The following is a 25,226-nucleotide window of genomic DNA, read 5'->3' as shown; positions in this document are numbered from 1 at the left end:
CGCCGTTCGGGCAGGCCCCGGCAACCGGGAGTCAGCTCAGTTTCGCCGGCACGTTGTACGCCTCCACCTGCAACCGCGGGGACTTCACGGATCGCCGGGGTGTCACGGTGATCGTGCGGGACTCCCCGGGCAGCAGCCAGAAGTAGTTGTCGCCGTACAGGGTGGGCAGCACGCGGTCCTTGCCGTTGTTCTCGCGCAGCGACAGCCGGACCATGGCGGCCACGGTCCTGCCCGTGTTGCGGATCGTGGCGGTGTAACCGTCCTTGCCGGCCGAGCGCAGGGTCGTCGACAGCTGCGTGCGCCCGAGCTGGTTGAGCGCGCGCATCGCGGTGTCGCTCTGGTAGCGCCAGTACGTGTTCTCCGAGACGACACCACCCCGGGCGTCGGTCAGGGTGAGCCGCAGCAGGTGCAGTGCGGGCAGGTCCGCGCCGAAGGGCACGGTGAACGCCGCGGTGGCCGAAATCGGGGCCACGTCGACCTTCTGCGTCTGCGGCGCAGCCAGTGCCTTGCCGTCGAGGCTGTGCAGCTGGGCCGTCACCGTCAGGCCGTCGAGCGCGTTCGGCGTGTGGTTGATCGCCCGCACCTGCCACGTCGTGAGGTCGGCCTGCACGTGCCGGGACTCGCAGCCCTTGCGTGAGCCGTAGTAGCTGCCGTTCACGTCGAGGTCGTAGTCATACGTCTGCCACACCGTGCTGTGCCACGCCGGGTGCGACATCCACAGCAGCACGCCGGTGGCGTCGTTCCACAGCTTCGCGTTCCACGCCTCGAAGATCGCGCGCATGCTCTCGAAGTTCACGAACTGCGCCTTGCGGCAGAACTCGTCCAGGCTCGACGACGGCGCGAGCCGCGCGTCGATCGCGGCCAGGTAGGTCTGCGGTGACTGGTTGCCCTGCGTGGACCAGTCGTGCAGGAACCACGGCGCGCCGATCGGCCAGCCGGCCTCGCCGTCGCCGACGAGGTTGCGCATGCTCTCCACGACCGACACCGTGGGGATGCCGATCTCGCTCCAGAACCCGGCCTTGCCGCCGGTCGCGTCACCCGTGAAGTACTGCTTCGGGTCGAGCCAGCGGTACGGGCCGTCGCCGGTGATCGCGCCGCCCGCGGAGTTGCTCTGGTAGAGCAGGTCGGTGTTGTCGGTGACGATCGAGCGCAGCGCCGCGTCGATCACGGCCGGCGGCGAGCCCTCGTTGCACCCGAACCACACCGTGGCGCACGCGTGGTGGCGGTAGCGCAGCACGGTGTCCTTGGCCTGGGCGAGGAAGATGTCGTGGTTGGCCGGGTCGTAGGACCAGCCCAGCCAGAACTCGTTCCACAGCAGGATGCCGTACTTGTCGCAGGCGTCGAACAGCTCCTGCCGGTAGGAGGAGCCGACCCAGTTGCGGATCAGGGTGAAGTTCATGTCGCGGTGCATCGCGACGACGTTGTCCGCCCGCTCCGCCGGCATGCGGCGCAGCAGTTCGTCCCAGCCCCAGCTGCCGCCGCGGACGAAGATCTTGACACCGTTGACGATCACCGTCAGCGGCTTCGGCGTGTTGTCCACCGCGAGCGCGTCGGTCCACGTGTTGCCGTCCTGCGACACCTGCAGGCGGAAGGTCATCGCGTAGGAGTACTCCCAGTGCAGCGCCACCCGGTCGAACGTGACCGGGCTGCCGAAGTCGACCTGCAGCCACTGGTTGTCGCTCCACGCCGAGGCCCAGCGCGTGGTCCGGTTGCCGTCGACGGCGTGATCCGGGGTCAGGTCCGGGTTGTCCGTGGTGGTCGAGCCGATCGGTTCCGTGGTCGACGAGGTGGCCGTCTTGCCCAGCGCGAGGTTGACGTCGGGCTTCGCGCTGTCCAGCACGGAGAGCTCGAAGACCGAGAAGCCCCAGCCGGCTGAGCGCTTGTCGCACTGCAACCGCAGGTAGCGAGCGGTCTGCGCGGGGAAGTCGACGGTCTGGTCCGCGGCGCCGTCGATCGGCGTCACCGGGATGTCGTAGTGGTAGTCGATCTTGCGGATGCCGAACTTCACCGAGCGACGGTCGCTCACGGCCGCGCCGATGGCGGCGGTGAGGGTGAGGTCGTGCAGGTTCGGGTCGCCGTACCCGTTGGGCCACCACAGCTTCGGGTTCTTGAGCTTCAGCTGCGGGAAGGCCGAAGGAGCGAACACGGCGTTCTCCTGCGCGCCCGCCGCGACGGTGACCGTGGTCGACACGCTCACCCCGTCGAACGCCGCGGTGACCTTCACGCGCTGGGTCACCGCACTGGCGTTGCGCACCGGCACCGAGATGGTCAGCTCGGCGGCCGACGTGTCGGGCAGGTTCGGCAGCTTCGTGTCCACGCGCGCGTCGCCGAGCACGGCGGCGCCGGTCGAGCGCAGCCGCACGTGGTCCCACAGCCCCGAAGCGCGGTCGCGCACCGCGGGCATCCAGTCCCAGCCGGAGACGGCCAGGTAGGTCGGCGAGTTGGTGAACATCGTGGCGTCGGCGTCGACGAAGGACTGGCCCGCCGGGCCCTTGTCACCGGGACTGCCGGGGAACGGCATCGGCGAGACCTTCACCGCGACCGTCTGGTCACCGCTGCGGCGAAGCGCGGAGGTGACGTCGAGGACCACGCGCCCGAACGCGTGCGACGCGGACCCGACGTGGGCGCCGTTGAACCAGACGTCGGCTTCGTGGTTGATGCCGTCGAACTCGAGCCACACGTGCCGGCCCGCGGAGGTGTCGAGACCGCGCGGCAGCGAGAACGTGCGGCGGTACCACCAGGAGTGCCGCGACAGCGCCTCCGGGATGTGCATGTTGTTCATGCCCTTGACCGGGTCGGGCAGCTGCCCCTGTTCGACGAGCGACCCGAGCACGGTGCCGGGCACGGTCGCCGGCAGCCAGCCCCGCGTGTCGACCGAACCGCCGGAGAGGACGGCGCCGTCGGTGCTCGGCGCCCAGTCCTGCATGGTGAGGACCCAGCCGGACTCCAGCGGCACCGAGCCGTCGGCGGCCACCGCCAGCGCGGGCGGGTTGTCGTGGTTGCGCACCGGGAACGACGTCCAGCCGCGGACGGCCGGGCGGTTGTCGCGGGTGCTGCCGTAGACCTGGAACCCGTTGAGCCCCAACGGGTTCGTCGTCGATCCGGCGGAGGATGTGAGCCGCACCCAGCGCGCGGTCACGGCCGGCTTCAGCGGGATCGTGACGACGCCGCCGGTGCCCTGCGCGGTGCTGTAGACGGTGCGCCAGGACTTGCCGTCCTGGGAGATGTCGAGGTCGAACACGGTCGCGTAGCTCGACTGCACCTCGGTGCCCTTGGTGTTGCTGCGCGAGCCGGCGGCGTCGAACGCGGGGTCGCCCGGGCGGGCCTCGAACGTGAGCACCACGGAGTCGACCTGGCAGCGGCCCTGCAGGTCGACGATGATCCACTGCGAGTCGCCCTTGGCCGCGCGCCAGCCGGAGCCCTGCACGCCGACCTGGGCGAGGCCGTCGACGGCGAACTCGGCGGGGGTGGCCGCGTAGTCGGTGGAGGAGACCTGCACCGGGCGGAACAGCGCCAGATCGGTCGAGGAGTGCCCGTCGGGCACCGCCGGGGACGCGGGAGCCGCCGAAGCGACACCAGGCAGCACCGCTGTCAAGCCGAACCCGGCCAGCAGCCCGGTGCCCGCGGTCAGCACATGCCTTCTCGACAGTGCCGGCTCCACGCCCGGCGCGCTGCTGTGGTCCAACGTCATGGCATCTCCCGGTCTCAAGACGAATTCCGTCCACGTGACGCGGGGACCGCTGGCGTCGACGTCGACGGGGTGACAACGTTGCCAGGAAGCTTCCCGGGCACGCACCCGCCCGTCAAGACGACAAGTGAGACAAGAATCGTCCACGATGACATCGATGTCGCCGCGCGGAAGGGCTCGGCTGGGCGCGACCGATCCGGGTGGCCGCGCCCAGGCGGACGCCTCAGCGCACGAGCACGGCGTCGCCGATCGGGCGCTCGCCCGTGGCGTCGGACGGGTGGTTCACGAGCCGCCCGGCCACGGCCATGGCGGTGGACCCGCCGCCGTCGAGGTTGAGCGCGTCGACCGCGCCGAGGCTGCGCATCAGCTGCGCGCCCTCCTCGATCGTCATGCCTTCGCTCACCCCCGGCTGGCGGCCGTCGACCGTCACGAGCAGCAGATCGCCGCGCGCGTCGAGACCCGCCATCGTGCGCGGCTGACGCTGCTCGGCCCACGCGTACCCGAACGACAGGTCCTTGGGGTCGAGCACGCCTTCCGTGGCAGCGTCGATGGCCTCGCGGCCGTGGCGCAGCAGCACTGGCGCCGCACTGACGATGCCGTCGCCCGCGCGCAGATCGACCGGGCGTCCCGACGCGGTGCGCACGCGCTCGTCGACGTCGAGCCGGTGACCGGCCACGGCGTGGGCCGCGAGCCAGCCGGCGGCCGGGCCGATGCCCTGCACGGCCGAACCACCGGTGGGCACCGCTCCGCCGCGCGCGCCGACGGTCAGCACGCGGCCGCCGCGGTCGAGCGTGACCTGCGTGCCCGCGCCGGTCGGCAGGGCGGCGCCGAACTCGGCGGTGAAGAGCACGAGGTCGTCGGCGCTGGTGCAGGTGAAGTCCTGCCGCGGCCGCGTGGTCGGGGTGAAGCCGGGGCGTCCGCAGTCGCGCACCACACCGGGCTTGCGGTTCACGCCTTCGACCGCGTGCGACGCCGAGCCGGAGCGCACGGTGACCGTGGACGTCAGGTTCTCGATGGACACGTCACCGCGGCGGCCGAGCACGAGCGCCGCGCGGGCGCCCGACGACTGCGACTCGAGCTTGCCGTCGTACGCGGCGAGCCCGGCGGGCACACCCTGGAATCCGTCGGCGTCGGCGGTCACGAAGAAGCCGCCGTTCACGGCGACGAGGGCACCCGTCTTCGCCGCGATCGACGACGTGGTCTCGCGCTGCGCGACCGTGCCGTCGTGCGTGGCCTCGATGGTGCCGTGGAACCGGTTGTGGTCGATCACCGCGACGTGCACGCGCTCGGCATCGGGTGCCTGGTCGGCGTCGTAGCCCGTCCACTCGGCGACGGCGGTGAACCCGGCCGCCTTGAGCGCCGTCGCGGCCGCGGTGGCCGCCGCCTGCGTGGCGTACGAACCGGTGCGCACGCGAACCCCCTCGACCCCGTGCGGGGTGTCGGAGAACCCGGGCCAGCGGATCGTGTCCTGCCGCGCCGGGTAACCGGCCGCCGCGAGCTCGGCGACGGTGTCGCGCGCCCACGCCGCCGTGCCGAGCTCGGCCGTCGTGGCGGCGCCGGTGAGCACGTTCTTGGCCGGCGCGGTGATCGTGACCGTCCAGATCGGAGGGTGGGCCGAGCGGCTCAGCACACCGGTGCGCACGGTGACGCCCGGCGCGACCGAGTCGGTGGTCCAGGTGTAGCCGGCGGGACCGGGCACCGACGCGTCGGCGGCCGGCGTGAGCACCGCCGCCGCACCGGCGACGACAACGGCTGCCGCGAGCACGCGCCGAGCGCGTGACGAGGTGAACACTGTGGGTTTCTCCCTTGCCTCGAACAGATCCGGGTGAGTCCACCCGGCGCCGTCGACCCGGACCTGTCCGGCGGCTGGAGTGCCGGTGAACCTCTGCAGAACCGGATGCGTACGTACTTTCTCCGTAGGACTTCCGATGTGCCGGGACTGTCCGTCGGCGATCGTCGAAGGACACGAAGCGGCACCGACACGGAGGTTCTCGGAGATGGCGATCGACTCGCTTCGCCAGCCGTGCCCGGTGTGCTTCCGGTCCACGGTCCTCATCAGCCACTGGTGGGGACGGCAGTGGACGCACGTGGGGACGTGGCGGCCCGGCTGTGAGCCGGCCGGGCGCGACCGGGAAGCCTTTCGCTCCCCCGCGCCGGACACCAGACCGCCCGCACCGGATCTGGCTGCTTGAGACCCCTGTCGCCGTCCCCCGGAAGGAGGTTCACCGGCACCCCCCGCCGGAGTGAGCCGACCCCCGAACCCCGTACCGCGGCGCACACGACGCGGTACGGGGTTCGGCGCTGCCCGGATGAAACGGAACAACCTGACATCCGCGACCACGCGACGTAGGCTCACCCCGAACGCGTGGAGGTGGTCTCGATGGGGACGCTGCCCGCCGAGCTGACCAGTTTCATCGGCAGGCAGCGCGAACTGATCGAGATCCGCAGACTGCTCTCCGCGGGGCGCCTCGTCACGCTCACGGGGGCCGGCGGCGTCGGCAAGACGCGGCTGGCGATCCGCGCGGCCGGCGAAGTGGCGCACACGTTCCCCGACGAGGTCTGGCTCATCGAGCTGGGCGACCTCCACGATCCCGCGCTGCTCGTGCAGACCGTCGGCGCGGCGTTCGGCATCCGGGGCGCCGGCGAGGACCCGACCGGCCGGCTCGCGGAGTACCTGCGCGACAAGAGCTTGCTGCTCGTGCTCGACAACTGTGAGCACCTCGCCGAGGCGTGCGCGCGGCTCGCGAGCGAGCTCCTCGCCGCGGCCCCGGACCTCCGGATCCTCGCCACCAGCCGGCACGTGCTCAACGTCGAGGGCGAGCGGGTGTTCCCCGTGGCGCCGCTCGCCGTTCCCGCGGTCCACGACCTCGCCGACGCCGTCGGGCTCGACGCGGTGACGCTGTTCACCGAGCGCGCCACGGCCGTCGCGAGCGGGTTCGCGCTCGACACCGCCAACTGGTCGACCGTCGTCGAGGTGTGCCGCCGGCTCGACGGGCTGCCGCTCGCCATCGAGCTGGCCGCCGTGTGGCTGCGCACCCTGGCGATCGACGAGCTGCTCGACCGGCTCGACGACACCTTCCAGCTGCTCAACCCCAACCCCGTCGCGCCCCAGCGGCAGAAGTCGCTGACCGGCACGATCGACTGGAGCTACCAGCTGTGCACACCCCGGCAGCGGGTGCTGTGGACACGGCTTTCGGTGTTCTCCGGCGGGTTCCACCTCACCTCGGCCGAGGCGGTCTGCCCCGACGGCGACATCGAGACCGGCGATGTGCTCGGCTTGGTGGCGGCGCTCGTGGACAAGTCCATCGTGGTGACCGCACCCGACCGGTCGCCGACCCGGTTCCGCCTGTTGCAGACGATCCGCGAGTACGGGCGGCAGAAACTCGCCGACGCGGGGGCCGAAGCGGCGCTGGCCGACCGGCACAGCGACCACTTCCACCGCCTCGCCAAGCGCGCGCAGCAGGACTGGGACACCGGCGTGGACCAGGTCGAGGTGTACGCGAGGGTGTTGCGCGACCAGGCCAACCTGCGCGCCGCGCTCGACCACGACCTGAGCCACCCCGCCCGGCACGCCGCCGGCCTCGACCTCGTGGTGACCTTGTACTTCTTCTGGCTGCACTGCGGGCACCTCACCGAAGGACGGCTGTGGTTGGTCCGCGCGCTGGCCGCGAACCCCGGGCCCGGCAGCGCTCGCGCGCGGGCGTTGTGGATCAGCGCGTACGCCGCCTGCCTGATGGGCGAGCCCGCCGCCGCGCGGCCGTTCATCCGCGAGGCCGAGGACTGGGGCCGCCGCGCCGGCGACCCGGTCGTATTGGGGTACGCGGAGATGCTGACGGCGGCGTGCCACTTCCTCGAAGGCGATTTCGGCACGGCCACGGAGTTGTTCCGCGGGGCGAGCGACCGGTTCGCCGCGATCCCGGGACACATCAGCATCAAGGTCATGAGCCTGGCCACCGTGTCCCAGTCCGCGGCGTGGGGCGGCGACCCGCGCGCCGCCGTGGCGGTAGCGGAGGAAGGGCTGGCCGCGAGCGAGACTTCCGGCGAACTGCGTGCCCGCACGCACCTGCTGTACTCGCGTTCGCTCGGCCAGTGGCTGCTCGGCGAGCACGAAGCGGCGGAAGAAGGGCTGCTGCGCGGGCTGCGCACGGCGCGGCTGTTCAACGACGTGCTCGGCGCGGCGCTGTCGGTGGAACTGTTGTCCTGGACCGCCGCGTCCACCGGCCGCACGGAGCCGGCCGCCGAACGGCTCGGCGTGGCGAGGCGCATGTGGCCCCTCGTCGGTGGTAAGGCGATGCTCGGGCTGCAGCGCATGATCGACCAGCACGCGTCGTGTGAGCTCGCCGTGCGCGAGGCCCTCGGCGACGCCCGCTTCCGCACCGCGTTCAAGCGCGGCGCCGAGGCCGCGACGGGGTTCGACGCGGCGCTGGCGCACCTGCTCGGCGAGACGGCCGCCGCGGCGGCGCCGGTGCCTGTCGCGCGGGGGACGTCCGAGCCGGAGCTGACCAGCCGCGAGGTCGAGGTTGCCGAACTCGTCGCCGAGGGGCTGACGAACAAGGAGATCGCGCAGCGCCTGGTGATCAGCCGGCGGACAGTGGAGTCCCATGTGGACCACATCCTCGGGAAGCTGGGATTCAGCTCGCGCAGCCGGATCCCGCCGTGGCTCGCCCGCCGGCGCGGTGGCTGAGGGTCAGCGTTCGGGCAGCCGGGACGCGATGCCGTCGAGCAGGAACTCGAGGCCCAGGTCGAACGGGGCGTCGCGCGGCGGGCCGGCGGGGTTCGTGAGCCACGCCGTGAGCAGGGGCACGGCGGGGTCGGCGGCGGCGAGGTCGCGCACGGACGCGAGTGCCGCGGCGAAGGCTTCGCCGGTGGGTTCGTAACGCGCTTCCTCGGCTTCCTGAGCGCCGCTGCCGAGGACGTGGCGGTCGACGAGCGCGGCGTAGGTCATGGCGTCGGCGAGGGTCGCCCCGCGCGCGGTGAGCACGGCGAGCATGAACTCCAGGCGCCGCATGAGGTGCGGCCCGGCCGGCGGGCGCGTGTGGGCGAGCAGGGCGCACCACGGGTGCCGGCCCTGCATCACGCGGGTCGAGCGGGCAAGGGTGCGCAGGTCCTCTCGCCAGTCCGCGCCCGGAGCGGCCGGGATCGGGGGCCGCGTACTCGCGCTTCGTCGGCGGAGGAGTACGTGAGTCAGCTGAAGGCGCTGCACGACGCGGTGCAGGGCGCCGACCCGGCCGTGCTGGTCATGCTGGGCGGCTGCGGGTACGACGTGCTGTCGAGCGAGCCCGACAGCGAGCCGCGGCGGTTCTTCGTCCACCTGGTGTCGGCCGGGCGGGAACACTACGACGTGTTCGACCTGCACCTCTACGGGGACCGATACCGTCCTCTGTGGAGGAAACGCACGCGCTGATGGCCGGGTACGTCAAGCCGATCGTCGCGGGAGAGCACGGCGGGCCGGTACCGTTCGCGTACCCGGGGCTGAAACCCGCGCTGCAGCAAGCCTTCCTGACCGCCTTCGCGGACACACCCGCGACGCAGAGCTCGGAGTAATTGCAGGAACGTGCCACGCAGGAGGCCCCCGCGCGCACCGCGGTGCGCGCGGGGGCCCGAGCTGCCCCACACCTGCGGATGTTCCTCGAGGGCTGCCCACCCGCCCTCGACGCCCTGCGCGACCGGATCGCCCGCCGGCAGCTCGTGGTGCGCACGATGCCGGCCCCACGCGGGCTTACTTGGTGGAGCGCCCGGGGCGGGGTGCGCTGGTGGTCGCGTGGGACCCGAAAGGCGGCGAGCAGGACCCACCGGTGCCCCTTCGGTTTCCGTGGCGTGAGCCGGCCGCGGTCGCCGTGGACGTTTTCGGTGCACCGGTCCCGGCATCGGTGGCCGAGAGCTTTGCGCACGTGGATGTTTCGGTCACGCCGGTGTTCATCAGCCGCGAGTGGCTCGCGGCCGCCCCCTCACCGCACCGGCTGCCCGGTCGTGAACCGAGCCGAGGCCGCCCCGAGAGCGTCGAGCGCCGCGCGGATGCCGCTGTGTTCCTCTTCCCCCACGCGGCAGACCGCGATGATCGTGCGCGACAAGGCGGGGCGCGTGGTGAGGATGCGGACGCCGGCGGGTGGGGTGCCGCGCGCGAGGCGGGGCACCAGGGCGGCCCCGGCGTTACCCGCGACGAGCGCGAGTTGCGTCGGGTAGCCGCCGACGGTGCAGCTGATGCGGGGGTCCACCTGTTGCGCCCGAAGGACGTGCAGGAGCCATTCGTGGCAGCCCGAACCGGCGGTCCAGGCGATCCACGGCACGTCGTCGACCTCCGAGAGGTCGACGGTGCGGCGGTGGGCGAGGCGGTGGGTGCTCGGGAGGGCCAGATCGGCGACGTCGGAGAACAGGGTGGTGGCGGTGACCGTCGGCGGGAGCACGACGGGGCGGTCGGCCCAGCTCTCGGCCACGGCGATGTCGACCTCGCCCGCCACGACCTGCGGCACGGTCTGTTCGGCTTCACCCTCGCGCAGGGTCACCTCGAGCCGCGGGTGCTGGGCGGCGAGGGTGGCGAGGGCGGGTGGCAGCAGGGCGTGGATGGTCGTCGCGATGGCGCCTAGGCGCAGGGGGCCGAGCACGTCCTCGTTGAGCAGCTCCAGGTCCGACCGCGCCTGCGCGACCTGGGCCAGGATGCGGCCCGCGTGCCCGGCGAGGACCCGGCCGGCGCGCGTGAGCCGCACGCCGCGGCCGCGGGGTTCGAGCAGCGGCTGCCCGGCCTCGCGTTCGAGCTTCGCGAGCTGCTGCGACACCCCGGACGGCGTCACGTGCAGCGCCGCGGCCGCCGCGGCGACCGAGCCGTGCTGGGAGACCGCGTGCAGGGCGCGCATCCGGTCGAGGCTGAACACGGTAGCGATGCTACCGAATTCAGCGCAGGAACATTCGCTTGTCCTTGACAGTTGCGCACCGCAGGCTTGACGGGTGACCACGACCGAGCTTCGCCCGGCGGCCGGGCCGATCACCGTCCTCACCGACCGGGTCGATCCGCGGCTGCTCGCCGCCGCCGGCAGCCTCTGCATCGCGTTGTCGTCGGTGTTCATCAAGGTGTCGGGCGCCAGTGGGGCCACCAGCGCGTTCTGGCGCTGCCTGCTCTCGATCCCCGTGCTGGCCGGGCTCGCCCACTGGGAGTGGCGGCGCACCGGCACGCGGCCGAAAATCCTGTTCCCGCTGCTGGGCGGCGTGGGTCTCGGGCTCGACTTCGTGCTGTGGGGCGAATCGATCCCGCGCGTCGGCGCCGGGATCGCGACGGTGCTGCTCGGGGTGCAGGTCGTGATCGTGCCGGTGCTGGCGCTGGTCTTCCTGGCCGAACGCCCGAGCCGCCGGTTCCTGCTCACCGCACCGGCGCTGCTCGTCGGCATCGTGCTCAGCGGCGGGTTCCTCGGCAAGAGCGCCGTCGGCTCCGACCCGTTGACCGGCGCGCTGCTGGCGCTGGCGGCCGGCGCCGGCTACTCGGGTTACCTGCTGCTCATCCGGCTCAGCAGCGGACCGGCCACGCAGATCCGCTCGCTGCTGCTGGCCACGGTCTCGGCCGGCGCCGTCGCCGTGGTGATGGGGGTGCCGACGCACCGGCTCGACTTCACGCCCGGGTGGCCCGTGTTCGGCTGGCTGGTGGCGCTCGCCCTCGTGGGCCAGGTCGTCGGCTGGCTGCTCATCGCCGCCGGGCTGCCGCGCATGTCGTCCTCGACGGGATCGGTGTTCATGCTGCTGCAGCCGATCGGCGCGGTGGTCTACGGCATCGTGCTGCTCGGCGAGGACCCGACCGTGCTGCAGCTGGCCGGGTGTGCCGTCGTCGTGGCCGCGGTGTGTTTGGCCGGCCGCGCGCCGCGGGCGCTCAGCTCTCCGGGAACGCCAGCCCCGCCGAAGCCAGGATCGCGCCCACGAGCTCGCGGGCCTCGTCGCGGCGGAACTCGATGACGTCCGCCGTGCCGAGCAGCTCCTGTTCGAACTGCTCCACCGGCCAGGTCACCACGGTGCCGTGCCGGGCGAGCAGCAGCCCGACGTCGCGGATCCGGTAGAGGTCACCGACGTCGAGCCACGCGTAGAGCAGCAGCTGCCACAGCCAGCGGCCGACGCGGTCGGGATCGCGCACGCCGACCACGGTCTTCACGTCGAGCAGCGTCGCGCTGCCCTCGCCGATCCCCCCGGCCGGATCGATGGCGCCCAGCAGCACGTCGCCGTCGGCCCAGCCCGGCACGATCGTCGGCCCGGCGATGCCGAGCTGCTCGCCTTCGGGTGGGTTCCCGCCCCTGCGGCGCAGCTCCCACAGCGCCCCGCGCTCGTGCAGCCGCTTCGCGATCTCCGCCAGCTCCGAGACCTGGGCTTCGGACGCCAGCCCGCGCAGCCCGTCGACGCTCGCCCCGCCGCCGTCGACGATCCGCGCCAGCGCCGGGTCGATCGCGCCCGAGCGGTAGACGTCCTCACACGCCGAGACCACCCAGTTCGTCCGGGCCAGCCCGGCCTCCACCCCCGGCGGGCCGAGCGTGCCCGGCGGCGCGTGGCGCTCGGAGTACGCGCGGGCGCGGGCGAAGAACTCCGTCCACGCGTCGGCGACCCACGGCGCCGGCTCGGCCACCGCGCGGCCCAGCTGGTCACCGAGATCAAGCCACGTCGTCGCGGCCGGCCGCACGCCGAGGGCGCGGGCGCGGAACTCGGCGGGCAGACCGCGGTGCGTCGGGTACCCGGCGGCCTGCCGGTGCGCCCACGCCCCCGTGGCCCACTGGGCCGCGACGAGCCCGAGCAGCGCGTAGTACGGCGGCGCCGGCTGCACGAGGTCCGCCACGCGCTGCCCGAACGCGCCTCCGATCTCGGCCCAGTGCCGGCGCGAAACGTCGCGGGTGGCCGGGCGGACCGGCCGCACGTCCTGCACGGCCGCCTCGACCTGCGCCGCCACGGCGGGCGTGCCGGTGAACACCCGGGCGCACCACTTCGTCAGGACACTGGCCGGATCGGCGAGCTCGGAGGTCAGCGACACGGGTTCACCGCGTGAGCTCCCGGCCTTCACGGAAGAACGCCAGGAGGTCGTCGAGCTCCCGCACGGGTCGCGCCGCTCCGAAGGGCGCGTTGAAGAACTCACCCTCCCTCGGCTCGTGCGGACCGACATAGGCGTAGGGCTCGGGCAGGAACCCGTCGCCGGGTGAGACGCCGTAGTTGACCGCTTCCAGCGTGATCGCCACGTCGAAGTGCTCGGGCCACAGCACCGGCGTCTCGGCCGGCGCGAGCGCCCGCAGCGCCCGGTCGCCGGCGACGAACGCGGACATCAGGGTGGCAACCGCCTCGCCGTCGAGGTCGATGGTCTCGTCGGCGCGCACGGCCGGACCGTCGGTGTAGACGTCGGCGAGGTCGCTCGGCTCGACCCCGATCTCGGCGGCCACCTCGCGGTAAGTGCGCCCGGGCAGCTCGACTGCCCCCGAACGCCCGATCAGCCGGATCCCTTCGACCGCCAGCTCGGGGGCGGCGATCGTCGCGAAGCCCGCACCCGCCACCCGCAGCTCGATCCGCTCCGACGTGCGGAACTGGGGGCCGGCCAGCAGCAGCTCGGCCACGCCGTGGAGGGATCGCCTGGTTGTCGTCAACGCCGTCATGCCCCCGATCCTGCCCTTCGCGTGCGCGGCGGGCGAACCGGACACCCAGTACAGTCGCCGCGTGATCAAGAAGGCACTCTCCGCGGCGGTCGCGCTGACCGCTTTGCTCGGTCTCGTCGCGTGCACCAACCCGACCGGGAAGTCGTGGGCCATCAGCTACGAGGTGACCGGCGGCGGGACGACGAGCGGGATCACCTACTCGCAGTCGGTCGACCGCTACCAGGACGACTCGACGCAGCACCAGCTCACCGGCCCGCTCGGGCTGCCGTGGAAGCAGGACGTGATCATCAGCGCGGGCCGCGAAGCCAGCGTCACCGCCACGCCGACCGGCAGCTTCACGCTGACCTGCCGGATCCTGCTGGACAAGCAGAAGGAGCTGGCCAAGGCGACTTCGCCCGCACCCGGCAAGCCGGTGACGTGCAGCAAGACCACCGACCAGTAGCCGGCTGAGCCGGATGCCGGGACCCCTCCCGCGCGGATGTGGTGGTGTGGCCCGGTTCCCGCCGCCGACCCGGCTGATGACGAAGGCCCATGCCGGGTCGGCGGACATCCCTCGCAAAGGTGGTCCCGCCGTGTCCGACCCGATTCCCGTTTCCTTCGAGCAGAACCCGTACGACGAGCAGGACGTGCGCCGCGCGATCACCTCGGCGCGGTGGGCCATGGGGGCGCAGGCCACGCTCTACCTCGCGCTGTCGGTGTTCGTCTGGGTCCTCGTGAGCAGCCTCGACGACACCGATGGCCTGGGCGGGGTCCTCGCGCTGGCCACGCTCGACGCCGTGCTGGCGCTGACCGTGCTGGTCTGCGCGGTGCTGCTCGGCCGGCGACAGCCCGCGGTGTGGTGGACGACGTTCGGGGTCGAGCTCGGATTCGGCGCGATCCTGCTCGTCGGCGGGCTCATCACCCTGATCACGACCGACGCGGGCGGATCCGGCGCGCCGGTCGGCATTTTCCTGTGGCTGCTGCTCGCTCAGGCCGTGCTCCGGCCGCTGCAACGGCCGGAGGTGAAGACGGCGTTCGGGCTGCGCGTCAAGGAAGAGGAGTGGCAGCGGGCGGCGAAGCGCAAGCGGCGCTGAAACCCCGTCGGGCCAGGAACTTCGCGACGACCTCGGTGATGGCGGCGGGGTCGTCGCCCCACGGGTGGTGGCTCGCGCCGGGCCGGCGCACGGCGGGCCCGGCCGGGAAGAGCGCGGCCATGGTGGCCGCGACCTCGGGCGGGGTGATCCAGTCGAGTTCGCCGGCGAGCACGAGGACCGAGGCGGTGACGGCGACCGGGGCGGCACACACCCGCGGAGTTGTAGTGCCGAGCGGCCTGGGGGTGACGCTGCGCGGCTTCCCTTGCGTGGTGGGCTTTCGCGGTGTCGTCCCAGCGGCCGTAGAACATCGGGGCGAGCGCGGTCCAGTCGGCGCGCGTGGCGCGGCCGGCGGCGACGGCTTCGTAGGCCGCCGCGTGCCAGGGTTCGGCAGCGCGGGGCGCGATCGCGCGCCGCCGTCCGTCGGGCGCGAGGTGGTCGCCGACGGACTGGGCACTCGGCGCCACCAGAGCGAGCCGGCCGATGCAACCGGGGTGCGCGGACGCGCAGTGCAGCGCGAGGCTCGCGCCCGCGGAGCGGCCGAGCAGGTCGAGCCGGTCGAGGCCGAGGTGCTCGCGCAGGGGCCTCGACGTCGCCGACCTGCGGGACGTCTCCGGGTCGGCCGACGCGGCGGAAGCGCCGGTGCGCGGTCGGTCCCCCGAGTCGCCGAGGTAGGCCGCGTCGCGCATCGGGCCGCCCGGCAGGCAGACGACGGGGCGCCCGAGCCGCGCACGCGGTAGGCGAGGGTGGCCCCGTCCGGCGCCGCGAAGGTCGGTGCGCGTGGATCCTGGCACGGCGGCAAATTCGGTGGCCGGGCGGGGACGCGGACCGTAGCGTGCGCGTCGGCATCGAACACGAAGGAGCGCCGAAAGTGACCACGGACCATCACGGGGAGGCCGACGAACGGTTCGGCGCCGTCGCCGACGCGTTCGCGCGCAACTTCGCCGAGTTCCCCGAGCTGGGTGCCGCCGTGACGGTGTTCTCGGGCGGTCGCAAGGTCGTGGAGCTGTGGGGCGGCGTCGCGGACGAGGCCGGCGGGCGGGCGTGGGAGCGCGACACGGTGGTGCCGGTTTTCTCGTGCGCCAAGGCAATCGTGAGCCTGTGCATGCACCTGCTCGCGCAGGAGGGACGGCTGGACCTCGACGCGCCCGTCTCCCGGTACTGGCCCGAGTTCGCGGCGAGGGGAAAGGCCGGCATCACCCCGCGGATGGTGCTCGCGCACCGCGCGGGACTGCCGGTGCTCGACGAGACCGTGCCGTTCGTGGAGATCGCGCGGTGGACGCCGGTTATCCGGGCGATCGAAGCGCAGAAAACGTTGTGGGATCCCGATTCCGCCTACGCCTACCACGGTCACGTGTTCGGCTTCCTGCTCGGCGAGCTCGTGCGGCTCGTGACCGGTTCGACGCCGGGGGCGTACTTCCGCTCGGCCGTCGGCGATCCGCTCGGGTTGCGCGCATGGCTCGCGCTGCCGCCGGCCGAGCTCGCGGCTCGAGCCCGGCTGTCGGAGGCCGAGGGCCGCCCGCCGATGCCGCCGCCGGAGCACATCCTGACGCGGATCGTGACCATGAACGGCGCTCTCGTGTTCCCCGGCCTCGACGAACCCCACGGCTGGAACGACCCGGCGCTGCTCTCGATGGAGCTGCCGGGTGCGGGGGCGACCGCGTCGGCAACCGGGCTCGCGGGCGTCTACGCCGCCGCCGTCACGGGCCTCGACGGGACCCCGCGCCTGCTGTCGGCGGACACCGTCACCGACGCCACCCGCGAACTCTCCGCGGGCCCCGACTGGTTCGGCTTCGACGCCGGCGCTCGTTGGGGCTCCGGTTTCCTGCTCGACTCGCCGTTCCGCCGCATGCTCGGCCCACGCAGCCTCGGCAACGACGGCGCCGGCGGCCAGTTCTCCTTCGGCGACGACGAGCACTCCCTGGCCTTCGCCTACGTCACCAACCGCATGATCGGCCACGGCGACGCCCGCGCGTCGAACCTCGTCGATGCGGTGCGGAAGTGCCTGGGGTGAGCGTCTGTCCGAAGTGCACAGACCGGGTCACCGGGGATCCGGCAGAGCCCCCGTCGCCGCGAACTCCAGGCGCTTGGCGACCGACACGGTCTGGTCGGCGAAGCGTTCGTAGAAGCGGGTGAGCAAGGTGGCCGCCACGGCGGGGCGCTGACCGTGGGTCCACGTGGTCGACGTGATGGTCGTGAGCACGCGGGCGTGGAGGGCGTCGACGGTTTCGTCGGAGCGGCTGAGCTCCGCGTAGCCGCCCTCGACGCCGCCGCCGCGGATGAACTGGCCGACGCGGTCGGCCATGCGGGCGGTGACGTCGCCGAGCTCGCTGAACACGGGCTCCAGCTCGGCGGGCACGGTGCGCGCCGGGTGGCTGCGGCGGACGGTGCTCGCGATGTGCGCGGCGAGGTCGCCCATGCGCTCGATCTTCTCGGCGCAGTACACGACCGCGAGCACCCCGCGCAGGTCGCCGGCGACGGGAGCCTGGAGGGCGAGCAGCGAGTACGCCTCTTCCTCGCACTCGGCGCGCAGGTCGTCGAGGGCGGAGTCGGCGCCGATGACCTGCTCGGCGAGCGCGAGGTCGGTGGTCAGCAACGCCCGCGTCGCCGAGCGCATCGCCTCGGCGGCGGCGTCGCCCATGGTGGCGAGCCGGTCGTCGAGCCGGTGGAGGTCGTCCTTGAAACCTTCGCGCATGAAGCGCGAGTCTACCGAGGTCCGGCGAAGCCCGCTGTATCGGCCAGTTCCTCGACCTCGACGTCTGCCGGGGGATGGCCGCCCTCGTGACCGGCGGGCACGCGGCACACGGCGCCGTCGTCGGCCAGTGCGCCGCATTCGGCGCGCGCCTCCAGCACGCGCCGGCCGGGCCACCAGCGCAACCACCACCGTGGACCGCCTTCGGCGTCGCCGCGGACGCCCGCGACGTGCTCCTGGCCGTGTCCCGCCTCGAGCTCGCAGAACAACGACGACCTCGCCCCACGGACCGCGACGCTCCGCAGGACCGACCGTTCCCGCCCGGACAGCTCCAGTGGCTCCAGGCACAGCGCGCGATCCGCCATGACCCCAGAGCGTAGGCGCATCCGCGCCCTGCTCCTTCACGACCCTGGTCCACCGGCGCGTCGCAGCTGGTCACAGGCCCGGTGCACGCTCCCGGGGCAGGAGGGCGGGCAGCGACCGCACCGGGCTCGACGGCCGATCCGTTCCGCCACCCAGGTTCCCGATCGAGCCCGTGGACGTCGGTACCTCACCACCCTCGCCTTGCGCGTGTCCACAAAGGACTGGATTAGCCCGGAACGGCGACCAGCAGCTCCAGCGCCGTGGCCACCGAGGTCAGCGAAGTGTCCTCGTGCGACGCCAGCGCGACGACAAAAGCCCCCTGCAGCAAGGCGAGCACGGCGTCGGCGAGCGCCTCGGCCGGCTGGTCGGCCCGCACGTCACCGCGGCGCTGCCCCTGCCGCAGCAGCTCGGCGATCCGTCCTTTCCAGACACGGAAGTCCTCCGCCAGCTGCTCGCGGAACGCCGCGTGCTCCGCGCACAGCTCGGTGGCGAGCTTGCCCGCCAGGCAGGCGTCGCGGTGGCCGGAGGCGGTGAACCGGTCGGCCATCGCGCGGAAGTAGCCGGACAGCACGGCCGGCGTGGTGAGGTCCGCGCGGCCCGCCCACTCGCCCAGCTGGTCGAGCTGGAACTGCGCGTAGCGCGCGAGCACCTGCTTCGCGAACGCTTCCTTCGAGCCGAAGTGGTGGTAGAACGAGCCTTTCGGCACGCCGGCGCCCTCGAGGATCGCGTCGATCGTGGTGCCGTGGAAGCCGTGGACGTACAGCCGCCGCATGCCTTCGCGCAGCAGCTTTTCCCGGTGCGGGATCGTCGTCGACGCAGTCATCTGCACCTTTCCGCGGCTGCCGGATCCGGGCCGCGCGGAGTGTAGCGCCGGGCGGCGGGCCGGGCCACCCGGTGCGGATCACCCGGACAGCCGCAGCCCCGTGATCAGCAGGGACACCAGGCGGCGGGCGTCGTAGCGGGTGTCGTCCTCCGCGCCGATGCACAGGTTGCCGACACCGCGCATCAGCTCGTACGCCTCGACGTCGGCGCGGATCTCGCCGGCCTCGGCCGCCGCGGCGAGCAGCCGCGCGCACACCGGCAGGAGCCGGTCGAGGAACAGCGAGTGCAGCGCCTCGAACCCGGCCTCGTCCGACCGCATCGCGCCGGCGAGCCCGTGTTTGGTCACGAGGAAGTCGACGAACAGCTCGATCCAGCGGCCCAGCGCGGCGTGCGGCGTCGGTCCCTCGGCCAGCAACCGCGGCCCGGCCTGGACGCACGCCTCGATCTGGTGCCGGTACACGGCGACGATCAGGTCCGCCCGCGTCGGGAAGTGGCGGTAGATCGTGCCCATCCCGACCCCCGCCTCGGCGGCGATGTCGCGCACCGGCGCGTCGACCCCGGACGCGACGAACACGGTGGCCGCGGCGCTGAGCAGCGACTCCTCGTTGCGCCGCGCGTCCGCGCGCTTCGTGCGCCCGGTGCGTTCCTCGTTCACCACAGGTCCCCTCCACAGGCGGAACACCGTTCCGGCTGCCCATGATGCCACGGGCTCAGTGTGGCGGGGGCTCGGCCTGGAGGCTCTCCGGCGCCAGCCGGTCGGCGCCCCAGCTGCGTTCGAGGTAACCCACGATCCGCGCGACGTCCTCGGCGGGCACCTTTTCCGGTTCGCCGTGTTCGAGCGGGTCGACGTGGAAGAGGTAGAGGCGCGAGGCGAACTGGTCGAACGGCAGCGACGCCTCGCCGAAGCGCTCGCCGTTGCCCGCGGTGGACACGACCACGCCGTCGCCCCAGTCCTGGCCGCTGTCGTTGTTGGGGTTGAAGAAGTACACGCGCATCACATCCTGCGGGTCCGGCGCGACCCGCAGGATGGTGATCGCGTGCCAGCCGACGTAGCGGGCCGCGCTGTCGGTCACGGCGACGCCGGCCGGCTGCGGGTGGATCAGCGGCTGGTCGCCGTTGAACGCCGGGTGGTAGCTCGCGTGGAACTGCCGCAGGAACTCGTCGAGGTCGATGATCTTCCCGGTGGCGACGTCGACGTTGATGTGGAACCCGCGAAACGCCCACCAGCCGTGGAACTCCGGGTTGACCCAGCGGTGCGGGTCGCCGGGGCGCCCGGCGCAGCGGCGGCCCATCTCGGCGTAGATGCGGTCGAGGTGGGGCACCACGAGCAGCGACACCGGGTCGAGGTCCACGGGCAGCTTGCCCGCGACGCCGCCCTCGCTCTCGCGCGACGAGATCGGCCGGCCCTCGAAGTGCATGGTGACCTCGTCGTCGCGCGCGGCCCAGACCACCATCTGCAACAGGTAATCCGGGTCGTTGGCCGCCCACATCGACAGGGCACGGGCCGACTGGCACGTGGGGTTGTCGCCCTGCCCGACGCCCAGCGGCAGGCCCAGCATCGACAGCACACCGGCCGTCAGCCGCGCCTTCGCGTCGGGTTCGGGGCCGAACACGGTCACCAGCCGTTCGCGCGCGGCCGGGCCGAGGCTCAGCCCCAGCTGCCGCCACAGCGCCGGCACCACCGGGGGCTCGTGCAGGATGCCGCGGTCGAGCAGCAGCGCGAGACCGTAGACGCACTGCGCGGTCTCCGGGCGCACGGCCTCCTCGATGAGCGCGTGGACGAGGTCGCGGTAGCGCAGCAGGCAGTTGCGCCCGGTCTCCGACAACCCGAGCGCCTCGGCGACGAGGTAGTCGCCTTCGTGGCGCACGATCCGCAGGAGCTCCGCGTGGTAGGGGGAAACCAGCCCGGTGTCGTGCATCGCGCGGGCGAACCCGCTCGCCTCGTACTGCAGGCCGCCGGCGTCCATCGCCTCGAGTCGGGAGCGGAACACCTCGAGCCCCGGGTCCTCGCGGCACGCCTCGGTGGTGCCGAACAGGCTCGTGATGAGCCGGTCGAGCCCCTGGCCCGAGTTCGGGCCCAGATCCACCTCGGGATCGCCGCGGTAGACCGCGATCCGCGTGATCAGCGACTGCACCTGCTCGACCTGGATCGGGCGCTGGCGCAGGATCCGCCAGATCTCCTCCACCAGCTTGTCGAGCACGCTGGCGTAGCCGATGCCGTCGGCGACGTGGCGGAACAGCGCGCGGATGAGCTGCGCGGTGCGGCCCTCGTGCGCGCGTTCGGCCTCGGTCGGCGGGGTGAACAGCAGCTCCAGGTTCATCGCGAGCACCTGCGAGAGGAACGAGCGCGCGTCGTCCGCGGACAGCGTCGGGTGGCAGTACTCCCCCAGCGCCACCGCGAGCAGCCGCAGCTCGCTGGCCGCCTCGATCACGACCGTGTCCGCTTCCCCACTGTGCAGCCCGGGTCCGACCAGCGCCGGCAGCAGGATCTCCGGCGAGGCCCAGTCGGTACCCAGGTACAGCCCGGCTTCCTCGATGGCCTGGGCGCGCGCCTGCACCGCGGCCGCTCCGCCGGGCTGCAGCAGCACGCGCCGCAGGGCTTCGAGGACTCGGCGCAGCTTGGTGTGCTTGCCGAACTCGCGGGTCTCGGCCATGGCCTGCACGGCGTCGTCGAGCGAAGCCACCCGCTTGGCGAGGGTGGTGTCACCCGTGGCGTTCGGTTTCACTGGCGTACTCTTCTCCGCTGTCCCGCCTGGGTACTCAGACGTAGAAGTCGAGCTCTTCCTGTTTCTTCAGCAGGTCGCGCATGCGGTAGGCGTCGTCGCCGAAGAAGTACAGCAGTCCCCAGTGGGTCCCGAACGCGGTCCGCTTGGTCACGGTCTCCTCCCGGGGCGCGGTCAGGTCGTGGGACTCGTAGTAGTCGTCGTCCTCGGTCTCCTCGGGGATCCGCAGCTCGCTGACGACCCGCCGCCGAGGGTAGACCCCGAAGCACCCGGCGACCCCGGACGCGTCGACGACCTCACGCGGGAAGAACGCGTCGATCTCCTCCTCCGTGGTCTTCGGGTCGAACGCGAGGGCCAGCGCTTGGTAGGCGTTGAAGCCGTACGCCCGCTCCAGCAGCTCGAACACCTTGAAGCCGGGCGGGCGGTAGGCGACCTCGCCGAAGTACATCTCGCCGTCGCTGGTCACGAAGTACTCGGGGTGCACGAAGCCGAATTCGATGTCGAAGGTCTTCACGAGCTTCTCGATCTGCGCGGTGATCTGCGGCCGGTAGCGCTCCAGCTCCGGCGTCGCCGGCACGAACACGGAGTACCCGAGCGTGACGTACTCGGAGATGTTGAGGAACTTGATCTTCCCGCCGTGGATCCACGCCTCCACGGCGAACTCCCAGCCGTCGAGGTGCGACTCCATGAGGACGGGGAACTCCTCGTCCGGGATCATGTCGATCTCGTCGGGCGTGCGGATCACCCGGTGACCCAGGCAGCCGGCCTTGTCGAACGCCTTGAGGTGGATCGGGTCGTTGGGGTCGCCGTCGAGCTTGAGCAGCGTCTGGTTCACGCGCTTGAGGAAGCGCACCACGTCGTCGCGCGCGTGGGCCTCCTCGAAGATGCCGACGCGGATGCCGCCCAGCTGCGCGCGCCGTTTCATCAAAGCCTTGTCCCGCAACAACATCGCTTGCCCGAACAAGCGGGGGTTGTCCATCAGCACGGAGTTGATCGCACCGGCCCACTCCACCGTCTCCTCGAACAGCGGGATGGCGACGTCGACCCCTTCCTGCTTCAGGGTCTCGGCGATCTCCATGGACCGGTCGTTGAGTCTCTCGAAGTTCCAGGGCAGGTAAGGAATTTCGTGCTCGGTGCAGTACGGCTCGGCCCAGTCGGGCGCGACCACGACGTAGCGGCGGTCGAAGCGGTCGAGCGCCTCGACCGCGTTGAGACTCCAGCCGAGCACGGCCAGATATCCTTTGTCGGGATTCTTGGTGACCGGCGCGGGCTGGGCCATGGACCGCTCCTCTTCTCGGCGGATGTGCTGGGTCTCGTCCCTCCACGGTCCCAGAGGTGAGCGCCGCCCGCCGATCGAGGGGCCGGCCAGTCCCTTGTGGACACTCTCGGGTTGAGATCCAGGTCACGTCCGGCGTGCTCGCCGCGCCACCCGTTCGGGTGCCTGCCATCCTGTGCGCTCAAGAAGCGCGGTTCGCGCCGGGAACGACGCCGCACCGCGGCCGGGAGGACGGACATGGGAATCATCAGCTGGATCGTGCTGGGCCTGATCGCGGGGCTGATCGCGAAGGCGCTCATGCCGGGCAAGGACCCCGGCGGCTGCATCATCACGATCCTGCTCGGCATCGGCGGCGCTTTCGTGGGCGGCTGGGTCGGCAAGACGCTGTTCCACGTGCAGCTCGGCACGTTCTTCGACCTGCGCACCTGGGGCCTGGCGATCCTCGGCGCGCTGATCATCCTGGTGGCGTACCGGATGATCTTCCACCGCAGCCGGGACTGACGCGATGGCGGGGTGGCTCGTCGCCACCCCGCCAGGGGCTCACTTCACGCGTTCCAGCAGCGCGAACAGGTTCTCCCAGTGCCGCTTCTCGCCGGCTTCGCTGTAGGCGGCGGTGTCGGTCATGGTGTAGCCGTGGGTCGCGCCCTCGTACACCTCCGAGCGGTAGGTGACGCCCGCCTCGTCGAGCGCGGCCTCCAGCGTCTTGATGTGCTCGGCCGACATCGAGTGGTCCTGGTCGGCGTGCCCGAAGTACACCTCGCCGGTGATCGAGCCGACACCGAGGTGCGGGCTGTCGGACCCGTCGGTGACCACCCCGCCCGCGTGGAACGCCGCGATCGCCTTCACGCGCTCCGGGAACGCCTCAATGACGCGCAGCGCGTTCGTGCCGCCCATGCAGTACCCGGTGATCACGACCGGACCTTCGGCCACGCCCTCCTGGGCGGCGAAGAAGTCCAGGTACTTCTCGGCGTCGCGCTGGATCGCGTTGTCCGCGCCGAGCGCCTGGATCTGGGGCATGATCTTGCCGAAGATCTCGCCCCGCTTCTCCGGGTCACCCAGCTCCGCCACGTCGATCTGCGGCGCGCGACCACCGCGGTACAGCAGGTTCGGGACGAACACGGCATAACCGGCCTCGGCGATGCGGTCGGCCATCTCCTCGATGCGCGGCCGCAGCCCGAACGCGTCGATGAACAGCAGTACTCCGGGGTGCGGCCCGCCTTCGGGCACGACCAGGTACGAGTCGGCGACCCCGTCGGCGGCCGGGACGTCCACCTTCTCCTTGCGCATGTCACTCCTGTCGATCAAGCTTGCTGGCTCTCGATCTCAACCTAGTACCCCGTGCAGGGCCGCCGTGACAACGGCGTCTGCACAGCGATGGTCGAGCGGGCGACGTCCGGTGAGCAGGCGGTAGTGCAGGGGGGCGAACACGAGGTCCAGGAGCAGCTCGGTGTCGACGTCCGGGGGCAGCACCTCGCGCACCGCAGCGCGGACGGGCTCGCGGCGTGGCTCGAACCAGTGCTCGCCGAGGCGGGCGGCGAGGTCGGGGTCCTGCTGGGCCGCACCGAGCAGGCCGGTGAGCACGCGGCCGAGTTCGGTGTCCACGTAGAGGTCCACGAAGTGGCGGGCGTGGGCCCGCAGCAGTCCTTCGGCGGTGGTGGCGCGCGTCGGCACCGGCGTCGCGCGGGCGTGGTCGAGGAAGGCTTCCAGCACCACGGCCGCCTTGCTCGGCCACCAGCGGTACACGGTGCGCTTGCCGACGCCGGCGCGGGCGGCGATGGCGTCGACGCTGACCGCGGCCCAGCCGCCCGTGGCGGTGAGGTCCCAGGCGGCGTCGAGGATCGCGCGGTGCGTGTGGGGGTTGCGGCGGGCGGGGTCAGGCATCGCGCGTCCAGGCCGCGGCCACGCGCCGGTTGACGGCGGTGACCGGGCCCACGAGGTCTTCGTACGGTTCGTCCCACGGGTCCTTCAACCCCCAGCCGCGCTGCGGGTTTTCGACGTAGGCGCACCAGTGCCAGCCCAGGCACCAGTCCAGCGCGGCGAACGCCTCGGCGGCCTCGACGTACCCGGCGGCGCGGTCCGCCTGGTCGCGCCGGCTGCCGGTGCGGTGCGGGCTCAGGCGGGTCGGGCACCAGTTGCCGGTGTCGGCGACGAGCACGGGCAGCCCGGTCCGGGTGTGCCAGCGTTCGAGGGTCTCCAGCGCCGCGTCGAGCGCGCCCGGGGCGGGGAACGTCTGCACCGACAACACGTCCACGTGGTTCGCGGCCGCGTCGAGCACTTCGTCCGGAGCTCCCGCTTTCGTCCCGTACCGGTCGCCGAGGATGAGGTGGTCCGGGTCGTGGCGGCGGATCGCCGCGGTGACGGTGGCGTAGTAGGCCTCGGCCGTCTCGGCGAGCGGACCGGGCCAGCCCGCGCCCGTCGGGTGGCGCGCCCACGCGGGGCCGTCGACGAGGAAGTACCCGAGCAGCAACGGATCCCCGGGCCGGCACAGCGTGCGCGCCAGGTGGTCGCAGTACTCGGCGAACGCGGGCGAGCGCGGGTCGCGGTAGGCCGGGAACCCGTTCCACGACTCGATCTCCGCCACCCGTAGCGCCTGCACGTACGGCAGCCCCGCCTCCGCGACGTCGGCCCCGGGCAGGTCTTCGGCGTGCCCCAGGTCGACCACCGTGCCGGTCACGCCGAGCCCGGTGCCGCTGATGTACTCCCCCGTCGCGCCGACCGTGGTGAAACCCCAGTCGCGCAGGTCCTCGCCGAGGCCCTCGCGCAGCCACCGGCGCCGGTCGCCGCCGTAGCGTTCGCGCCAGATGTCCTGGTTGTGCCCGTAGCGCAGATTCGTGTCGTGGGCGTGCGCGACCCCGATCGACGCGAACGGCTCGCCGTGCGGATCCAGGAAAGTCCACCGGCCTTGCCGGGCCACCGTGAAGAACGTCATGCGCTTGAGGATACGAACCGGTTCGTCTCCCCTGAAAACCCGGGGTCACCCGCCTGCGTGA

24 protein-coding genes are annotated in these 25,226 nt (G+C 72.3%); 8 read left to right on the top strand and 16 right to left on the bottom strand.

What is annotated here, in order from left to right; translation table 11 throughout:
* Positions 1-31: 31 nt before the first annotated feature.
* Entirely contained in the window at positions 32-3,691 is a 3,660-nt protein-coding gene (locus ACWEOE_RS16230) for a discoidin domain-containing protein (protein ID WP_452009296.1), read from the bottom strand.
* A gap of 220 nt (positions 3,692-3,911) precedes the next feature.
* Entirely contained in the window at positions 3,912-5,480 is a 1,569-nt protein-coding gene (locus ACWEOE_RS16225; protein ID WP_452009294.1) for a phosphodiester glycosidase family protein, read from the bottom strand.
* A gap of 588 nt (positions 5,481-6,068) precedes the next feature.
* Here ACWEOE_RS16225 and ACWEOE_RS16220 point away from each other — a divergent pair.
* Positions 6,069-8,372 (top strand): ATP-binding protein, encoded by a 2,304-nt coding sequence (locus tag ACWEOE_RS16220; protein WP_452009291.1) that lies wholly within the window; start codon positions 6,069-6,071, stop codon positions 8,370-8,372.
* Positions 8,373-8,375: 3 nt separating this feature from the next.
* Here ACWEOE_RS16220 and ACWEOE_RS16215 read toward each other — a convergent pair whose 3' ends face one another.
* Positions 8,376-8,891 carry a TetR/AcrR family transcriptional regulator C-terminal domain-containing protein gene (locus ACWEOE_RS16215; RefSeq protein WP_452009289.1) on the bottom strand — a complete coding sequence of 172 codons (516 nt, stop codon included), beginning with the start codon at positions 8,889-8,891 and terminating at the stop codon, positions 8,376-8,378.
* Here ACWEOE_RS16215 and ACWEOE_RS16210 point away from each other — a divergent pair.
* Together ACWEOE_RS16210 and ACWEOE_RS16205 are read left to right on the top strand one after the other, a co-directional pair.
* Positions 8,868-9,092, top strand: a complete 225-nt coding sequence (locus tag ACWEOE_RS16210; protein ID WP_452009286.1) for a hypothetical protein — start codon at positions 8,868-8,870, stop codon at positions 9,090-9,092. The genes ACWEOE_RS16215 and ACWEOE_RS16210 overlap by 24 nt on opposite strands.
* Positions 9,092-9,232, top strand: coding sequence for a hypothetical protein (locus tag ACWEOE_RS16205; protein ID WP_452009283.1), 141 nt, complete (start codon positions 9,092-9,094; stop codon positions 9,230-9,232). The genes ACWEOE_RS16210 and ACWEOE_RS16205 overlap by 1 nt, the downstream gene beginning before the upstream one ends.
* A 404-nt stretch (positions 9,233-9,636) precedes the next feature.
* On the opposite strand, the gene ACWEOE_RS16200 is transcribed toward ACWEOE_RS16205, so the two are convergent.
* Positions 9,637-10,557 (bottom strand): LysR substrate-binding domain-containing protein, encoded by a 921-nt coding sequence (locus ACWEOE_RS16200; RefSeq protein ID WP_452009280.1) that lies wholly within the window; start codon positions 10,555-10,557, stop codon positions 9,637-9,639.
* A gap of 73 nt (positions 10,558-10,630) precedes the next feature.
* Between ACWEOE_RS16200 and ACWEOE_RS16195 the strand changes: the two genes are divergently transcribed.
* Positions 10,631-11,623: a DMT family transporter gene (locus ACWEOE_RS16195; RefSeq protein ID WP_452009278.1), complete on the top strand. Its 993-nt coding sequence runs from the start codon at positions 10,631-10,633 to the stop codon at positions 11,621-11,623.
* Here ACWEOE_RS16195 and ACWEOE_RS16190 read toward each other — a convergent pair.
* Together ACWEOE_RS16190 and ACWEOE_RS16185 are read right to left on the bottom strand one after the other, a co-directional pair.
* A complete protein-coding gene (locus ACWEOE_RS16190; protein ID WP_452009276.1) occupies positions 11,541-12,680 on the bottom strand; it encodes a hypothetical protein in 1,140 nt (379 codons plus the stop codon). The two genes, ACWEOE_RS16195 and ACWEOE_RS16190, sit on opposite strands and share 83 nt — an antisense overlap.
* Positions 12,681-12,684: 4 nt before the next feature.
* Positions 12,685-13,359, bottom strand: a complete 675-nt coding sequence (locus tag ACWEOE_RS16185) for a hypothetical protein (RefSeq protein WP_452009274.1) — start codon at positions 13,357-13,359, stop codon at positions 12,685-12,687.
* Between ACWEOE_RS16185 and ACWEOE_RS16180 the strand changes: the two genes are divergently transcribed.
* Both ACWEOE_RS16180 and ACWEOE_RS16175 read left to right on the top strand, forming a co-directional pair.
* Positions 13,352-13,732 carry a hypothetical protein gene (locus ACWEOE_RS16180; RefSeq protein WP_452009271.1) on the top strand — a complete coding sequence of 127 codons (381 nt, stop codon included), beginning with the start codon at positions 13,352-13,354 and terminating at the stop codon, positions 13,730-13,732. The genes ACWEOE_RS16185 and ACWEOE_RS16180 overlap by 8 nt on opposite strands.
* 130 nt (positions 13,733-13,862) lie before the next feature.
* Positions 13,863-14,363: a hypothetical protein gene (locus ACWEOE_RS16175; protein ID WP_452009268.1), complete on the top strand. Its 501-nt coding sequence runs from the start codon at positions 13,863-13,865 to the stop codon at positions 14,361-14,363.
* Here ACWEOE_RS16175 and ACWEOE_RS16170 read toward each other — a convergent pair.
* Positions 14,317-14,574: an alpha/beta fold hydrolase gene (locus tag ACWEOE_RS16170; RefSeq protein WP_452009265.1), complete on the bottom strand. Its 258-nt coding sequence runs from the start codon at positions 14,572-14,574 to the stop codon at positions 14,317-14,319. The two genes, ACWEOE_RS16175 and ACWEOE_RS16170, sit on opposite strands and share 47 nt — an antisense overlap.
* Before the next feature lie 657 nt (positions 14,575-15,231).
* Here ACWEOE_RS16170 and ACWEOE_RS16165 point away from each other — a divergent pair.
* Positions 15,232-16,374 (top strand): serine hydrolase domain-containing protein, encoded by a 1,143-nt coding sequence (locus ACWEOE_RS16165; RefSeq protein WP_452009262.1) that lies wholly within the window; start codon positions 15,232-15,234, stop codon positions 16,372-16,374.
* A 27-nt stretch (positions 16,375-16,401) separates the two neighbouring features.
* Here the strand turns inward: ACWEOE_RS16165 and ACWEOE_RS16160 are convergent, their stop codons facing one another.
* The 6 genes from ACWEOE_RS16160 to ACWEOE_RS16135 form a co-directional block, all read right to left on the bottom strand.
* Positions 16,402-17,055 (bottom strand): phosphate signaling complex PhoU family protein, encoded by a 654-nt coding sequence (locus ACWEOE_RS16160; RefSeq protein ID WP_452009259.1) that lies wholly within the window; start codon positions 17,053-17,055, stop codon positions 16,402-16,404.
* Positions 17,056-17,066: 11 nt separating this feature from the next.
* The gene (locus tag ACWEOE_RS16155) at positions 17,067-17,417 is read right to left on the bottom strand and encodes a hypothetical protein (RefSeq protein WP_452009257.1); all 351 of its coding nucleotides are present in this window, start codon (positions 17,415-17,417) and stop codon (positions 17,067-17,069) included.
* 224 nt (positions 17,418-17,641) lie between these two features.
* Positions 17,642-18,238: a TetR/AcrR family transcriptional regulator gene (locus ACWEOE_RS16150; protein WP_452009255.1), complete on the bottom strand. Its 597-nt coding sequence runs from the start codon at positions 18,236-18,238 to the stop codon at positions 17,642-17,644.
* A 78-nt stretch (positions 18,239-18,316) separates the two neighbouring features.
* A complete protein-coding gene (locus ACWEOE_RS16145; protein WP_452009252.1) occupies positions 18,317-18,892 on the bottom strand; it encodes a TetR/AcrR family transcriptional regulator in 576 nt (191 codons plus the stop codon).
* A gap of 55 nt (positions 18,893-18,947) precedes the next feature.
* Positions 18,948-20,963 carry a hypothetical protein gene (locus ACWEOE_RS16140; protein WP_452009250.1) on the bottom strand — a complete coding sequence of 672 codons (2,016 nt, stop codon included), beginning with the start codon at positions 20,961-20,963 and terminating at the stop codon, positions 18,948-18,950.
* Between the two features lie 34 nt (positions 20,964-20,997).
* Positions 20,998-22,239 carry an ATP-grasp domain-containing protein gene (locus ACWEOE_RS16135; RefSeq protein ID WP_452009247.1) on the bottom strand — a complete coding sequence of 414 codons (1,242 nt, stop codon included), beginning with the start codon at positions 22,237-22,239 and terminating at the stop codon, positions 20,998-21,000.
* Positions 22,240-22,473: 234 nt separating this feature from the next.
* Here ACWEOE_RS16135 and ACWEOE_RS16130 point away from each other — a divergent pair, with 234 nt between their 5' ends.
* Positions 22,474-22,737 (top strand): GlsB/YeaQ/YmgE family stress response membrane protein, encoded by a 264-nt coding sequence (locus ACWEOE_RS16130; RefSeq protein WP_364058448.1) that lies wholly within the window; start codon positions 22,474-22,476, stop codon positions 22,735-22,737.
* A 39-nt stretch (positions 22,738-22,776) separates the two neighbouring features.
* Here ACWEOE_RS16130 and ACWEOE_RS16125 read toward each other — a convergent pair whose 3' ends face one another.
* Genes ACWEOE_RS16125 through ACWEOE_RS16115 form a run of 3 tightly spaced genes read right to left on the bottom strand, consistent with a single transcriptional unit; the run spans position 22,777 to position 25,165 of the window.
* Positions 22,777-23,523, bottom strand: coding sequence for a dienelactone hydrolase family protein (locus ACWEOE_RS16125; RefSeq protein ID WP_452009244.1), 747 nt, complete (start codon positions 23,521-23,523; stop codon positions 22,777-22,779).
* A 36-nt stretch (positions 23,524-23,559) separates the two neighbouring features.
* Positions 23,560-24,117, bottom strand: coding sequence for a TetR/AcrR family transcriptional regulator (locus ACWEOE_RS16120; RefSeq protein WP_452009242.1), 558 nt, complete (start codon positions 24,115-24,117; stop codon positions 23,560-23,562).
* A complete protein-coding gene (locus ACWEOE_RS16115; RefSeq protein ID WP_452009240.1) occupies positions 24,110-25,165 on the bottom strand; it encodes an agarase in 1,056 nt (351 codons plus the stop codon). Before ACWEOE_RS16115 ends, ACWEOE_RS16120 begins: the two co-directional genes overlap by 8 nt.
* Positions 25,166-25,226: the final 61 nt, after the last annotated feature.

This window comes from Amycolatopsis sp. NPDC004368, assembly GCF_053602515.1.
This window is presented reverse-complemented; position numbering and strand designations above follow the sequence as displayed.

What these genes read in the sequence shown, in the direction of transcription:
- ACWEOE_RS16230 (WP_452009296.1), bottom strand. Translation starts at nt 3,691, where the DNA reads ATGACGTTGGACCACAGCAGCGCGCCGGGCGTGGAGCCGGCACTGTCG.
- ACWEOE_RS16220 (WP_452009291.1), top strand. Translation starts at nt 6,069, where the DNA reads ATGGGGACGCTGCCCGCCGAGCTGACCAGTTTCATCGGCAGGCAGCGC.
- ACWEOE_RS16205 (WP_452009283.1), top strand. Translation starts at nt 9,092, where the DNA reads ATGGCCGGGTACGTCAAGCCGATCGTCGCGGGAGAGCACGGCGGGCCG.
- ACWEOE_RS16160 (WP_452009259.1), bottom strand. Translation starts at nt 17,055, where the DNA reads ATGCGCGAAGGTTTCAAGGACGACCTCCACCGGCTCGACGACCGGCTC.
- ACWEOE_RS16155 (WP_452009257.1), bottom strand. Translation starts at nt 17,417, where the DNA reads ATGGCGGATCGCGCGCTGTGCCTGGAGCCACTGGAGCTGTCCGGGCGG.
- ACWEOE_RS16150 (WP_452009255.1), bottom strand. Translation starts at nt 18,238, where the DNA reads ATGACTGCGTCGACGACGATCCCGCACCGGGAAAAGCTGCTGCGCGAA.
- ACWEOE_RS16135 (WP_452009247.1), bottom strand. Translation starts at nt 22,239, where the DNA reads ATGGCCCAGCCCGCGCCGGTCACCAAGAATCCCGACAAAGGATATCTG.
- ACWEOE_RS16130 (WP_364058448.1), top strand. Translation starts at nt 22,474, where the DNA reads ATGGGAATCATCAGCTGGATCGTGCTGGGCCTGATCGCGGGGCTGATC.
- ACWEOE_RS16125 (WP_452009244.1), bottom strand. Translation starts at nt 23,523, where the DNA reads ATGCGCAAGGAGAAGGTGGACGTCCCGGCCGCCGACGGGGTCGCCGAC.
- ACWEOE_RS16120 (WP_452009242.1), bottom strand. Translation starts at nt 24,117, where the DNA reads ATGCCTGACCCCGCCCGCCGCAACCCCCACACGCACCGCGCGATCCTC.
- ACWEOE_RS16115 (WP_452009240.1), bottom strand. Translation starts at nt 25,165, where the DNA reads ATGACGTTCTTCACGGTGGCCCGGCAAGGCCGGTGGACTTTCCTGGAT.